This is a genomic window from Pontibacter sp. 13R65 (genome assembly GCF_047525655.1).
Taxonomy (GTDB): domain Bacteria; phylum Bacteroidota; class Bacteroidia; order Cytophagales; family Hymenobacteraceae; genus Pontibacter.
The window spans coordinates 139,177-152,767 of the sequence record NZ_JBLIQL010000008.1 but is presented as its reverse complement, the minus strand read 5'-3'; the positions used below and the strand labels follow the sequence as shown (position 1 = coordinate 152,767).

Below are 13,591 nucleotides of genomic sequence, written 5' to 3'. Positions count from 1 at the left end.
GCGGATATTTATGCCCAAATTAAACACTGGGATAAACTACAGTTTTAGATCTAAAAATGACTGAAGCAGGCAGTGCTGCTTTTCTCTAGTAAGGCGGCTGTTCTGCGGGTATTTTAACGATACAGAATCAGGTTGCTTCTGAAGTCACTTACCTCTACACCATTTACCATCACTCCTTCAATGGCAGTGGTAGCAGGGCAACACTCACTGGAAGAATTAGCAGTTGCCTTCACTTCTATTTGATCCCGCTGCCCTAGTGCTTCTACGTAATAGACTGAAACGTTCGGCACCAAGGGTAATACAGCTTTTTCCGATTCGAACCTTATCGGAATTCTTTCCCTGGAACCGTCCTCAAAATAAAACGCCTCTATTTCGGCATTCGTAATTTGCGGATCACGTCCAAAAATCAAATCGTTACCATTTTCGCCTGATCTAACGGAAAAAGATATAAATTCCTCTGTTAAGCAGTCTATGTCATCGCATGAATCCGAGCAGGCAAATAACACAAGACTGAAAAATAGCAGGTAAATGTTTTTTAAATAGTTTCTCATTTTATTCATACAACGGTGTCAGTCGTCTATTAGAGGGGCCAAAATAACAAACCTTTGGCATATTAGCAGTATGCTGCTCCTATTTTAGCGTTTTAAGTACCCCAATCATGTCTGATGATTTCCCTTCACTTTTTCAGCTCGCTTCATCCATATAATAAAGAGATAAATATAGCATTCCTCTTTGGCCCTGATATTACGGTAGGTTCCGTTTATACGGAGACATAAAGCAATAAGCAGGTCTCATCTCCTTGTAGCTTGTACGGCAATTTTTGAAGCAGGTGAGCAAAGCTCGCTACACTGTCGCTTATCAGGATGTTTCTAACACCAATGCCTTACTGGATAATGCTTTTATTTATTTTGAGGATCTTCTTAGGGCATCGAAAGGCGAGCTTTGCAGAGAATTAGGAGTGGATGCACTAGTATCTGGTAAAACAACGATGTCGAAATCAATGTCTGACGGGGCCGCCATTGCTGTAGGTTTACTATTAGGTATGGGGTTCTACCAACTCTGGGAGCACTTCTATAACAGTACATGAAGGCAAAAGAGGAAACTTATGTGGAAATATGGCTATACAGCCACCATCAGCGTAGGCAGCAGCAGACAATCTCTTTCGAACGCTCTTATGAAGTACTCATCAAAAAACTTCCCATACAAAAAATCTTTAATTTAAACCATAGCAGGTAACTTCAGTTCACATTTCCTATCTTGATAAAGCAAAAAAGCCTGTGTCAAGACAGGCTTTTTTAAAACGACCGGCCACAGCATGAGCTATGGCCGGATTTATTTTATACACTGTATACTTTCCTTATTTGCGTACCCGGCGAAAAGTTTCGCTAAAGCGAAAAACTTAAAACAGCCTTAAAAGTTAAAAAGCAAACCCTACTGAGGCTTTGATCACGCTATTGTAGGTTTTAAAAGTAGCAGCATTGTCTACAGGACTTAGTCCAAAGTCATACCCGGCACTCAGGTTAAACCCGCTGTTAAAGCGGTAACCTACCCCACCAGATAAAGCAAAATCAATTTCGCGCATGCCGCTTTTCATGTCCCACTCTGTATTGATTAAATTAACACCAAGAGCACCAGCTCTTGCACGCATTTTGTTCGAAAGTAAATAAGATACTTGCGGACCAGCAAAAATATGGAAGCCATCTCCTACATATACTTTAGCCAGAATGGGTAAGTCCAGGTATTCTGCTTTGTTTGTGAGGGTGCCACGAACATTAAGAAAATCAGTCAGTTCAAAAGGCAAGGTCCCAGTTAGTCTGGTGCCCTTTTGTGAGTACTGAAGACCTGGTTCTATTTCAAACCCTGGTGCTATAGGTATGGTGACAAAAACTCCGGCGTGAAACCCTTCCCGCATCTGCTGCGAGACGGCGCCATCGGTAAAATCCAAAATATTGTTAGCGCTTTTTACACTTTCTCCTTGCCAGTTAGCAAGGTTTAAACCAGCTTTAATTCCAAAGCGAACCGGGCTTTGTTGCTGCGCGAGCACATCTGATGCCGAAAAGCCAAGCACCAGGGCCACTAATATGAATATCTTCTTCATTTTTCCTCTCCATTAAATATTACAATTATCTTGTAACCGCGCAGTTGTGAATATCTTAAACAAAACCGTGCCAGAAATATACAGCAGAGATGCAGGCAGGATCAATAACATGTGTAACTGGCTGATTAATAAATATTTATATATTTGTGTATTTTTTCTTCTTTTGTTTAAGGAGAACCTGCTCCTTTTTATTTGAAGTATTATGGTTGGCAATGAAGCTGGCAGGATTACCTTTGCAACCTATATACAAAAAGTAAAAGCATTACAAAACGCATGACAGACAAAAAACAGGTACAGCTGAAGAGGCTGGCAATCCACCGGGTTGGGAATAAGGCGAAAGAGGAAGGCGTTATCATATCGAAAGATTTAATTGACCTGCGGGATGAGGAGCTAAATAACCTGCTGTTAGGCTATTTCCTGTCTCCTTTTAAACAAGAGGAGTTTTTTAGGTTTACGCATAGCTCGGACCTTACCCTTAATGAAATGTTTGCCTACGCCACCCTTATATTCGGCAAGCCTGAAAGTTTTCATGAATACTCTGTCCACATACTGCATCACCTTTATGAGCAGTCGGATCATCCGAAGGTGAAGAGCGGAGAATTATATATCGCACATTTTTCCGGGTGCGGTATAGACGAGACAACTGTAGACGCAATCGGCATTTTTAAATCGGAGAACAAAGATACCTTTCTAACTTTCAAGGACGAGGAGGAGGATCTGGCAATGCATTACCACTCTGGTGTGAATATCAAGAGTGTAGACAAAGGCTGTATGATTTTTAATATCGAAGCCGAAGATGGTTACCGGGTAAAACTGGTTGATGCCAACAGCACCGATGCCGTCTTCTGGAAAGAAGATTTTTTGAATGTAACAGAGGTCAAAGACACCAATTTTACCACCAAAACTTACCTAAACCTTTGTAAAGATTTTTCGGAGGAGGTTTTTGCTCAGAAAGACAGCAAAAAAGAGCAGATCGATTTTATAAATCGCTCAGTAGACTATTTTTCGAAAAACGAAACCTTTGACCTGGAGGAGTTTACAAGCAGCGTTATAGACGAACCAGAGTCAGCGGAGCGTTTTAAAAATTATTCTCAAAGCTTTGCCGAAGAGCGTGGCATTCAACACTTCGATGACTTTACTATAAATAAAGCTACTGTGCGAAATATGAAACGCAAGTTTAAGAATTTTATTAAGCTAGACACGCAAATAGAGATTAAGCTAAGTGGTTACAATCCGGAGCAGAGTGAGCAATACATGGAACGAGGATTTGACGATGATAGAGGCATGCATTTTTATAAGGTTTACTTCCATAGTGAGTCCTAATGCAGATAAAGGAAACCACAAAGAGTAAGCATTTGTTTTGGTGCAAGGCTTCTGCAAGACCGGAATGATTCTTGTTTAGCCAATCAGAAGAACAGACATTATATGAAATACTTCCTATTATCAATCCTATTAGCGGTTGCGGCACCTGGTGCCTATTCCCAAACTGGTGGTTCAATACCAAAAACTACTCAGGCAGGAACAAAAACGCTGGAACAGCGCGCGCAGGAAATTACAGCCAGCATGGCAAAGCACCTGGGGCTATTACCGGAGCAGGTTAAAAAGGTGGGTAACATTAACCTGACCAGTATGCAACACGCCGAGGCTGCCAAAAAGCAATATAAGGATAACCCTAAAATGCTGATGCAGCAGATGGACATGATTGCACAAACCAGGCTCTCCCAAATAAAAGAAGCCCTTACTCCAATGCAGTTTGCGCAATATCAGCAGCGACGCGAAGAGAAAATGGGTGTTCCAAAAGAGGCCCAGAGCCTTCCTTCCTCCGGACAACCTGGCGGGTATCAGGATCAGCATTAGTTGAGTAGATATATACTTTACCAACAGGCAACGCAAATACAGAGGCTAAACAGAATTACTCTAATCAAAAAGGCCTTCTAGTGGCATTTCTGAGTTTACAATAGTAAGGGGCATATTTATAAAAAAGACAGAGGCAGGATCTATTTTCCCGTCTCTGCCTTTTTTATTCTATTCCTATTAACCGCTAATTGCGGCAAGACTTAATTGTTAAGTACTACAACTTAACTTCTTTAAAGCAAATTCTATTCTGCCACCACTACTTTTTGCAGTAGACTAGGTGCAGTTTCTTTTATTTGACTTTGGCTTATGGCTGCGCTTGTTTCTTTTTTCTGAGCCTCCAGGCGCTGATGGTCTGTTACGATAGCTCCTGGTGGTTTAAAGAGTATCTGGAAAATTTCTTTAGAATTTCGCGCATGTTTCAGGTCCTGCCAGATAGCTTGGTATTCATGAAAAACAAGGTACACGGGGTTGTACGAGGTAACTTGTGTGGTAAGTCCATATATAGGCTCCTCCTCTTCTGCCTGGAAGGTGCCAAAGAGCCTATCCCAGATAATGAGCGTTGAACCATAATTTTTGTCGATATATTTCGGATTGGAGCCATGGTGAGCCCTGTGGTGCGAAGGTGTAACAAAAAGGTACTCAATGGGTGCTGGCATCTTGCGAATTAGCTCCGTATGGATCCAGAACTGGTACAATACTGCTATTTGATGGCAAACAAAAAAAGTAAAAGGGTCGATGCCTAGCAGCGGCACAGGAATAAAAAACACGAACTTGATCTGGTTGGTCCAGCCGGTGCGGAAAGAAACAGAAAAGTTCATCTTCTGGGAAGAGTGATGGGTAACATGTGTTGCCCACCAAAACCTTTGCTCATGCGCAATGCGGTGCGCCCAATACCTGCAGAAATCCACGGCTATAAAACAAACTATATACCCCCACCAAACCCGCGGCATGGCCCAGGGCACCATGTTGTAAATGTACATGGCAATGGAGAACAGGAAAATCTTGAGTGTTCCTCCTATTACTGCGTTTACACCTCCAATAGTAAGTGCTGCAAGAAAATCTTTGTTATGGTAATAGTTTTTCTTTTTGTAAATGCCCACCAGCCATTCTGCCACCACCGAAATGATAATAAGTGGAGCGGCATAGTGCATGATGGTTAAATCATTCAGCCCCTCTAGTTGATCAAACGTAATTATCTCCTTGTTCATTAAATATAGATTTCGCTATTTTTACTTCTTTAGTCAAACGGGGATATGCCCAAAGGGTTAAACAAGCAGCGTATTTAGGTAAAAATAGATCGCCACTGGCAGCTTTGAATTAAATCTACTCTCAAAAAGTGCCTATAGTTACAATTTTAGGTGTGGTTTAGCGAATCTTTGTAATTATCCTCTTGGTTTTTTTCGTTTATTGATGAATAGTTAATTTTGTTAAAAGAAGAAAGATGAACATCAGAAAGAAAGTAAAAGCTATTCTTCCGCTGGAGGCAGGCCGGTTTGTAGCCCTTGATGTTTTTGTTAAGGCAGCCGAAAAAGAAAAATGGAGTGAGCAGGAAGTACAGTATGTAATAGATGAGGTTGTTGAAGCTGCTAATGACGCGGAAGGTCTGGAAGTTCTGCAATCCTACACTGTTTAGGAGATTGCTTAGCAAAAGCAAGGCCGACCCATATCAGAATATCAGGTCGGCCTTGCCTCGTTTTTATCTTGATTGTGAAGCTAGAGAATTAATTAGTGAGAATTAACATAGGTAGATCGTTATTTCTTGATGTAACGGAGCTTATTTTTCCGTTTAACCCTCTGCCTCATTAGAGGCAATAAATTTTGAAATTTGAACATTGTTCCACTTTCCAATTATTTCGTCTTTGCGCCCTACCAAGATATCGATTCTATTACGAAGGCGCCTGTGCATGGTATCACGCACAATATAGAGGCCATCTAGTTCTTCAGAAATACCCGAAACAACAAGCGAGTCTCCATAATTAATTTCTCCTCCCCAACGGGTGTGCAAGTCCCTGGATACTGCTATCCATCGATGTTTCTTAGGATTTTTCTCATTGATTTTGGAGCCGTCTGCGGTAATAAAGGGGGTTTCGTCGGTTTGACCTGGCTCTGGAAAGTAAACAGTGGCGGTTACTGTAAGTGGTTCAGCACTCGAAACAGGTTCTTGTTCCTGTTTCTGTTCCTGATTTATTTCGGGATTCGGAATGGCAAAAATTGTAGTTTGTTTATTTTTGTCAGGCTGAGGTGTCTCTGCTTTGCTGACTGAAAATTCTTCATCCAAAACCAAGAAAATGGAGAGTGCTACAGCTAGTAATTTGTACCTTATCATAAGCATTCTTTTTGTTATACATCGGTTTTCTAATAGTAAATGGCTTTAACGTTAGTTTAGGAAGATGGTTGTCGGACCATGTTTTAATAGCAGCAAAGCCCTTATATTGGATGAAACTGATTTTTAATGCTTTTTAATTTGAAAAGCTTAAATAATACTAAGAAAAATCTAATAAAAATTTTTAGATAAAAGCATCATAAATAATTTCTTCCATGATCCTGTTCTAGACCCCGGGAAGACTTAATAATTCAAAATTGTTTAAACATAAATGGCTTTATTAGCATCTTAATGGAGAAAAATTTAAATTATTTTATTTGAAAATGCCGCTTACTTTTGTTTTTACCTAATGAGGAATTTGCACTTATTTTAGTAGGGGATTCGGTGCTGAGGAATTTTTAAGGTAGGAGAAGGAGCAATATAGGATGCTCAAAAGTGAGACTATTTTTAATAGTAAAATTACAGGGCAAATACTCTAAAACTTTAGTTAAAAGAGCCTTAAAGAAAAAAGGCCAGCTAGGAAACTCCTCATTTTTCTCTTGAATATTGGAAAGTCAAAAAAATAGTTATGGTGTGAAAGTTATTCTATAAAACTGTGTTCTGATTTTTATTTGTCTTCAGATAAATTTCACGTTCATGTTTAAAAGCAATGTGCCCTTGTTTTCTCCTCTTCCAGGTTTAATTGCTTCAGGAGTTTTGTCTAGTATGGAAGTACTTATCGTAAATGACATAAACCAGAAATATTGCCAAACTTACTCCTCCTACCCACAAAAGTCCAGACTTCAGACTGTCGCTGTTTTCGCCTAGCCAGGCTAATAAAACTGTTAACGGTATAATACCAGCCAACGTGGCACCCATAAACTTCAGGTATCCCATTCGGGCCAGGCCAGCTACAAAACTAACTGCATCATTAGAGAGTATGGGTGAGATTCTCGCTATTACCACGGCCCATATGCCATATTCGTCAACAAAGCCTGCTACTTTACGCTCCGCTTTGTGGCCAATTAGTCTGCTCACTCCTGCCTCGCCCAAGCTTTGGCCAATTAGGTAACCCACGGTTGCCGCTACCGAAACCGCTGTGACAGCCAGTATTGAGCCCCAGAAAGGCCCGTATGCTATAATTGCAACCAGCATAAGAGCCACTACATTTACCACCAACAAGAACATTTGAGCCACCATAGCTCCTATAAGAAAAAAGGGTCCCCAGAACCCGAACTGGCTTACCCATTCCGAAATCTTTTTTTCGTCTCCGCTGGTTAATACTTCCCAGGCTCTTTTTGTCTCTTGCTGAAAGCCAGGAAAAATAAAATAACACGCCACCAGTGCCAATATAATAGCACCTGTAAGGTAAAGAGGCCACTTACTTTGCTTGATATCAGTAGTGCTAGGGATGGTTTGTTCTTCTCTCATTTTTGACAGAACTAGTTGTTTGAACACTAGACGTAAAAAAAGAGTCTGAAGTTGGCGTCTCTACCATGCCGGATTGTTGGTTCAATACATACTTGTGGTAGTATCTGGCGTCAGGTGCAGGTAAACTAATGCTATAATGCACCCTAACACTGGCTGGGGCTGCCTGGTAGGTGCCACTAAGATGTTGCTGCTGCAATAATTGCTGGTTTGGTGTGAGCGGTTCGGGTTCTTCTTCGCTTACCTCCTGTTGTACCGGGTTACCACTTCCAAAAACTAGTGTTGCCACCAATCCTGCCAGTATGCCCCCAATATGGCCCTCCCAGGAGATGCGCTCCTCGTTCGGGAACAGGCCATACAAAAAGCCACTGTATAAAAACAGTATGGCTAAAGACACAGCCAGAGCACCTCGGTCGCGCCGGATCATGCCCAGGAAAAACAGGTAACCAACCATGGCATACACCACACCACTTGCTCCAATATGGTAAGATGACCTGCCAATAAACCAGGTTAGCAAGCCACTACCTGCATAACATAAAGAAATTACCTGCAGCGCCACCCTACTGTGCAGAAATATTATAAAACCAGACAGTAACACCAACGGGAACGAATTTGAAAGCAGGTGCGGCACCCCGCTGTGTATCAGCGGACTAGTTACTACGCCAATTAACCCGAAAAACCTACGGGGTAGCACGCCAAGCCAAACCAAGTTTGCCTCAGTCAGGAACTCCATCAATTTAATTAGCCAGAGTAGCGCCACAAACAGCGCACCGGGCAGAAAACTGTTGGCAAAGCGATCACTTTCCTCCTGTAATGATTTCATATGGGCTAAAGATAGTGGGCTATTTACGTATGTCACAGTCCTAGGTGAGTTAAAGTTTAATTTTCTTCGCTTAGATCCTAAAGCCATTCACAGGCCAAAAAGGACTCGACTGTAAAGAAAAAAACTAATTCACACACCTTCAACCCTGCAGGAAGGTGATACTAAATGCAATTTTTTGGATAAAGTGTTTATGCAGGATAGCCATATAAGTTGCATTAAATGAAGTGTTTAAACCCTATATCGATTTTCATATAAAACACCTCCGAAAGGCCATTTTCATTTAAATAATTTGTATTTGGCAAGCCCCGTTAGTAGCAGCCGGGAACTAATGGCATTTATAAGGAAAGTCAAGAACCCTTGGCATTAAACCGGCTCTCTGTTTTACGGATCTTGTTCGTCCAATAATTTTTTTAATAACTGATGGAGGTTACCTAAAAGTTTAAAGCAGCCAAAAACCTACTGTAGCAATAATGCTCGCTACAGCATAGTCTTGTAATTGGTGCAGCAAAAGTTGCCTTGCCAGCAAGAGTATCGACGAATATTTGAAAGAAGCCAGCTTTATCTTATTTTAGGATAATGAATTATTCGTTGCTCACCAAAATAGCGGCCCCCGCAGGCCTTTTGCTCCTGGCCCCCCTGATGTTTAGGCTAAACCTAACACGGTTTACAGCTAGTGGTGGGCCTGTTTCTGCTGCGCAGAGGGTTTGGTGGGCCTATCTGGTGTATGTGTATTTGTTTCTGTCGCCGTTGCTGGCATTTGATCTTGCTCTCCCCGCCTTAACCCTTACCTGCATCCGGTACTTCAGTATTCTTATTTATTTCAGGGCTGCACTACAGTGTTTTTTTATTTTCAGACTCAAAAAGTGGTCGCCTTTGCTCGGCTTTTGTTATAATATTTTTTGCCTTTTCCAGTTAAGCTACATTTTGGCTGAATATTCGGGCAGTTCTGTGCCTGAACAAAGCCCTTACCATTCCTCCAGCCTTTTTCTGCTACTGCTCGTGAATTGCCTGGTGGTAGACAGTGTGTATGCTCTTCTTAAATTTCGGGTCGGTTACCTTGATACCCGACTGCTTAAAGCCCTTAATTCCTTATCGCTGGCGGGTTTGTTCCTCCTGCTGCTAAGCTTCTATTTAATTTAAACAATCTGGCCTGCTCAAATCCCAACATCAGGTTTAGACGCGCGTATGAGAGAGAAGGTCGCTTTAATTGTACGTCCTGCCTTTTCTTTTCCAGTTGCGCCCCGGATCTCTTTCCTCCACGTAACCTGTAGCCTTCTTGCTTAAGCTACAGGTTAAAACATATCGATGTAATGACCTTATAGTAAGATGTTTACCTGTTTTGTTTAACAAGTTTGAGGCTTTTAAATATGAGTGTCCGACTTATAACCAGCCTGATTTATTTCTCACTTGTAGCGTTACAAACCGTTCCTGGCTTTGCTACCCAAATACTACTACCCATGGATGGTGCTCAAAAAGATCATCTGAAATCATACGGGGTCGCTTTCTGGGTGCTGGAGCAGCAACAGGAAGTAGACTGGCTTCTTAATTACCGAGGAGGAAGCTTCGCCTTTCGACATGCCGATCCTTATGAGAAAGAACTTTTGGCTCGGGGGGTTACGTATCAGGTGCTGTCTGATGCCGAGTACCACCACATTGTAGCTGAATTAGCGCACCCAGAAGTTAATATGGATGTGATGAAGCTGGAAAAGGTGCCTAAAATTGCGGTGTATTCTCCTCCTATGGCAGAATTTGGCGACGACGCCGTGACATTGGTCTTAACCTATGCCGAAATTCCGTACGACCTGGTTTTCGACGAAGAAGTGCTGGAGCAGAAACTGCTGGAATATGACTGGCTCCACCTGCACCACGAAGATTTTACAGGGCAGTATGGCCGATCTATTGGCCGACGAAGAGGCAGAGATAAATACCTGATGGAACAACAGGAGGCACAGCGGCTGGTAAACAAGTACGGGTACGAAAAGGTATCGCAAATGAAATTAGGAGTTGCCACCCGCATTAAAGAATTTGTTTCTGCTGGAGGTTTTATGTTTGCCATGTGTTCCGCCACCGACACCTACGACATTGCTCTGGCAGCTGAAGGAGTGGACATTGTAGACGAGCTCTACGATGGAGATGGCATAGACCCACAGGCGCAGGAGAAGCTGGACTTCAGCAAAACTTTTGCGTTCCACAACTTTATAATAAGCCAGAACAGTTATGACCGGGGTTTCTCAAATATCGATAATCAACGTTGGGAGCGGAACCTGGAGGAGGAAAACGATTTTTTTTCCATCTTTACCTTCTCCGCAAAATGGGACCCCATCCCAACCATGCTCACGCAAAATCATGTAAAAACTATAAAAGGCTTTATGGGCCAGACAACTGCCTTCAAAAAAGAATGTGTAAAGCCAGAGGTTAACATCATGGGCGAAACGCAGGAGGCAAATGAGGTGCGGTATATGAACGGAACAGTCGGAAAAGGAACCTGGACATTTTACGGCGGCCATGATCCGGAGGCTTACCAGGCTAGAGGCAGCCATTTTCCTACAGATCTCAGCCTCTACCCCAACTCCCCCGGCTATCGCCTGATCCTGAACAATATTTTGTTTCCTGCCGCCAAAAAGAAAAAGCCCAAAACCTAGCCCTTACTAGCCCTTAAGTAGATAGAAAAAGAAACATGAGAAATTGCCTCTGGAAGGTGAATTTTATTAGAAGAATTCAAGTTACAAAATGCTTAATGATTGATAACATGCAGATTTGTAATTAATTTCAATAACTTAAAATACACAAGGTTACACATAATGTATTAAACAAAAAGTTTACCATAATTTTATCAGAAATGATCTACAGTGGCAGAAAAAATGCCTTTTCCTATCCCGGTACGGTTTTGTTTTCATTTAATTATCTTTGGAAATTGTCAGACTCTGCTGCCGCTATGATGTACAAGGAAAAACGTACGCCTCTCTACCTCCTTATCTTTACTTGCCTGCTCCTGCCCTCGTGCATTATTCAGCGAATAGACCGTACGCCCTTCCAACAAGCACCTTATTACCAGCAAACGTTAGAGCAACTGCAAGCGGCCCCTCCCACTATTTCCGAGGAGGATACACTGGAGGTGGGTTGGGCCAAAGTAAATATAACTCCACCACTTAAAACGCCACTAGCTGGCTATGGTAAAAGGCGTGGAATGAAGTATACTGCCATTCACGATTCTGTGTACGTTCGTACTTTTGCCTTCCGAAATGGCAGCAACCAAGCCTACTTTGTAGCTCTGGATATGTTAATCACACCAATGGCAGTAGCGGCCGCTCTTGAAAAAGAGTACCCGCGGCTAGGACTGAAACCGGAGCAAGTGTACCTTTCCGCCACCCATACCCATACCAGCTTTGGCGGTTGGGGTAAAAAGCTCATGGGGAGGTTAATGGCTGGTAAATACAAAAAGCAAGTTGTAGAAAACACCGTGAGTCATATTTTGCAAAGTATGAAGCTGGCACAGGCGCGACAGGAACCTACCCGCTTTAGCTACGAAGAGGTCTCTGTTTCCAGCTTGGTCGGAAACCGGCTTACAGGTAATCCAGCCGTGCTCGATACAACCCTTCGGTTCCTTCAATTTAAGCAAAAGGGTGGCGCAACAGCTGTATTATGTACTTTCTCGGCGCATCCAACTATTCTTCCTTCCATGCAGCCCATCTTATCCCGAGATTATCCTGGCCCATTAGTAGACTCTTTAGAAACAAAGGTAGATTTTGCCGCCTTCTCAGCCGGCGCTGTAGCCAGCCACCAAACCAGAGCACCTTACGGCGATACTTTTAACAGCACGGCGGCAGTAGGAAAGAAACTAGCAGGTAAAATTCTCAGCCGCTTGAATTTTGCCTGCACCACTTATCACACAAGGCTGGCTTTTGCCAGAGTGCCCTTGCATCTTCCTAAACCACAGTGGCGCTCAAGCACTACACACCGTTTTGCACCCGCATTGTTTAATATTGTATTCGGGAATTACCCCGCCTTTGTAAACAGCCTTCAAATTGGTCCAGTGGTGCTACTAGGAGTTCCTGCTGATTATTCCGGAGAGTATATGGAAACGTTAGAAGCTACCGCACAAGAGCAAAACCAGCAGGTGCTGCTCACCGGCTTTAATGGCGGCTACCTCGGCTACCTTACTCCGGAAGAACATTACGACGTAAAAAAGTACGAAACCCGAGTGATGAACTTTTATGGACCTTTTAGCGGCACCTTCCTCACCGACATTCTATTACGGCTATTGCAGCAGCATAAGCAGGCTATGCCAGCACAACCTTAAGGCATATTAAGCACCTGAATGTTTCTAATGAAAAAGGCCTTCCAGAGCAATATTTTTGGTCTATGATCCAAGGTTTGGTGCATTAGCAATAAGCTGCTGCATAATTTGAAGCACTGAAGGACGTTAGGATCAGTGGGTAAACATGTTTTACCTTTGTATCCTTAATCAACTCTTTCACTTGAACCTATCCTGATGAAGAAACACTTATCTTACTTGGTATCTATTTTAGTCACGGCGGCCTTTGTGTCCTCCTGTAAAGATTGCACCGATCCTGTTATTACGCCTTTAGAGCAGACAGACGTAGAGTGGTTAGCTTACAACGAACTTGATTCGGTGCACTTTAAGACCGAGAAAAATGAGATAGTAACCTTTAAGAAAGTAACAGCAAGAGCCGATAATATAGTTGGAGAAGGATCGCAGGTTGGTGATGACTGCATAGCAAGCATGGACACGCAGGCACTAATTATGCTTTCTTCTGAGTCTGGTCAACACCCGGTAATAGGAACTTCTGTTCTCCGACGCCCGAACAAACTGTTTGTTAGAATAATGGTATCGCCTCAGGATTCCGGATTTGAGATCAATCAGGATTTTCCTACTTATCCTTCTCTGCAGGTAGGCGATTTCGTGCATCAGGATGTCTATGAATTAAAGCAGGACAGTACACGAGCCTTAAGTATCAAGCAATTGCTTTATAACAAAAACAGAGGCATTTTGCGCGTGGAGTACTACAATGGCAGGTATTACGAGGTAATATAAAATCCTATTGCTGAGTAATTTAAATAT

Annotated in this window: 14 protein-coding genes; 8 read left to right on the top strand and 6 right to left on the bottom strand. The window is 42.5% G+C overall.

Annotation, left to right across the window (positions count from 1 at the left end; genetic code table 11):
- Positions 1 to 113: 113 nt before the first annotated feature.
- Positions 114 to 551: a hypothetical protein gene (locus ACMA1I_RS12040; protein WP_337068587.1), complete on the bottom strand. Its 438-nt coding sequence runs from the start codon at positions 549 to 551 to the stop codon at positions 114 to 116.
- A 278-nt stretch (positions 552 to 829) separates the two neighbouring features.
- Between ACMA1I_RS12040 and ACMA1I_RS12035 the strand changes: the two genes are divergently transcribed.
- Positions 830 to 1,087, top strand: a complete 258-nt coding sequence (locus ACMA1I_RS12035; protein ID WP_414703906.1) for a hypothetical protein — start codon at positions 830 to 832, stop codon at positions 1,085 to 1,087.
- Positions 1,088 to 1,417: 330 nt separating this feature from the next.
- On the opposite strand, the gene ACMA1I_RS12030 is transcribed toward ACMA1I_RS12035, so the two are convergent.
- On the bottom strand, positions 1,418 to 2,098 hold the full coding sequence (locus tag ACMA1I_RS12030; RefSeq protein ID WP_337068586.1) for a porin family protein: 681 nt from the start codon (positions 2,096 to 2,098) through the stop codon (positions 1,418 to 1,420).
- Between the two features lie 273 nt (positions 2,099 to 2,371).
- Here ACMA1I_RS12030 and ACMA1I_RS12025 point away from each other — a divergent pair, with 273 nt between their 5' ends.
- The gene (locus ACMA1I_RS12025) at positions 2,372 to 3,421 is read left to right on the top strand and encodes a nucleoid-associated protein (RefSeq protein ID WP_337068585.1); all 1,050 of its coding nucleotides are present in this window, start codon (positions 2,372 to 2,374) and stop codon (positions 3,419 to 3,421) included.
- 102 nt (positions 3,422 to 3,523) lie between these two features.
- On the top strand, positions 3,524 to 3,955 hold the full coding sequence (locus ACMA1I_RS12020; RefSeq protein WP_337068584.1) for a hypothetical protein: 432 nt from the start codon (positions 3,524 to 3,526) through the stop codon (positions 3,953 to 3,955).
- A 242-nt stretch (positions 3,956 to 4,197) separates the two neighbouring features.
- Here ACMA1I_RS12020 and ACMA1I_RS12015 read toward each other — a convergent pair whose 3' ends face one another.
- Complete coding sequence (locus tag ACMA1I_RS12015; RefSeq protein ID WP_337068583.1) at positions 4,198 to 5,163, bottom strand: sterol desaturase family protein; 966 nt, start codon at positions 5,161 to 5,163, stop codon at positions 4,198 to 4,200.
- Between the two features lie 233 nt (positions 5,164 to 5,396).
- Here ACMA1I_RS12015 and ACMA1I_RS12010 point away from each other — a divergent pair, with 233 nt between their 5' ends.
- Positions 5,397 to 5,588, top strand: a complete 192-nt coding sequence (locus tag ACMA1I_RS12010; protein WP_337068582.1) for a hypothetical protein — start codon at positions 5,397 to 5,399, stop codon at positions 5,586 to 5,588.
- A gap of 153 nt (positions 5,589 to 5,741) precedes the next feature.
- On the opposite strand, the gene ACMA1I_RS12005 is transcribed toward ACMA1I_RS12010, so the two are convergent.
- The 3 genes from ACMA1I_RS12005 to ACMA1I_RS11995 form a co-directional block, all read right to left on the bottom strand.
- Positions 5,742 to 6,281: a hypothetical protein gene (locus ACMA1I_RS12005; RefSeq protein ID WP_337068581.1), complete on the bottom strand. Its 540-nt coding sequence runs from the start codon at positions 6,279 to 6,281 to the stop codon at positions 5,742 to 5,744.
- A 684-nt stretch (positions 6,282 to 6,965) separates the two neighbouring features.
- Complete coding sequence (locus tag ACMA1I_RS12000; RefSeq protein WP_337068580.1) at positions 6,966 to 7,688, bottom strand: TVP38/TMEM64 family protein; 723 nt, start codon at positions 7,686 to 7,688, stop codon at positions 6,966 to 6,968.
- Positions 7,663 to 8,508 carry a rhomboid family intramembrane serine protease gene (locus ACMA1I_RS11995; protein WP_337068579.1) on the bottom strand — a complete coding sequence of 282 codons (846 nt, stop codon included), beginning with the start codon at positions 8,506 to 8,508 and terminating at the stop codon, positions 7,663 to 7,665. The genes ACMA1I_RS12000 and ACMA1I_RS11995 overlap by 26 nt, the downstream gene beginning before the upstream one ends.
- A gap of 576 nt (positions 8,509 to 9,084) precedes the next feature.
- Here ACMA1I_RS11995 and ACMA1I_RS11990 point away from each other — a divergent pair.
- From ACMA1I_RS11990 to ACMA1I_RS11975, 4 genes are all read left to right on the top strand, one after another.
- A complete protein-coding gene (locus ACMA1I_RS11990) occupies positions 9,085 to 9,648 on the top strand; it encodes a hypothetical protein (protein ID WP_337068578.1) in 564 nt (187 codons plus the stop codon).
- A gap of 227 nt (positions 9,649 to 9,875) precedes the next feature.
- Complete coding sequence (locus tag ACMA1I_RS11985) at positions 9,876 to 11,150, top strand: asparagine synthetase B (RefSeq protein WP_337068577.1); 1,275 nt, start codon at positions 9,876 to 9,878, stop codon at positions 11,148 to 11,150.
- A gap of 293 nt (positions 11,151 to 11,443) precedes the next feature.
- Entirely contained in the window at positions 11,444 to 12,808 is a 1,365-nt protein-coding gene (locus tag ACMA1I_RS11980; RefSeq protein WP_337068576.1) for a neutral/alkaline non-lysosomal ceramidase N-terminal domain-containing protein, read from the top strand.
- Between the two features lie 192 nt (positions 12,809 to 13,000).
- Positions 13,001 to 13,564, top strand: coding sequence for a hypothetical protein (locus tag ACMA1I_RS11975; RefSeq protein WP_337068575.1), 564 nt, complete (start codon positions 13,001 to 13,003; stop codon positions 13,562 to 13,564).
- The last annotated feature ends 27 nt before the right edge of the window (positions 13,565 to 13,591 follow it).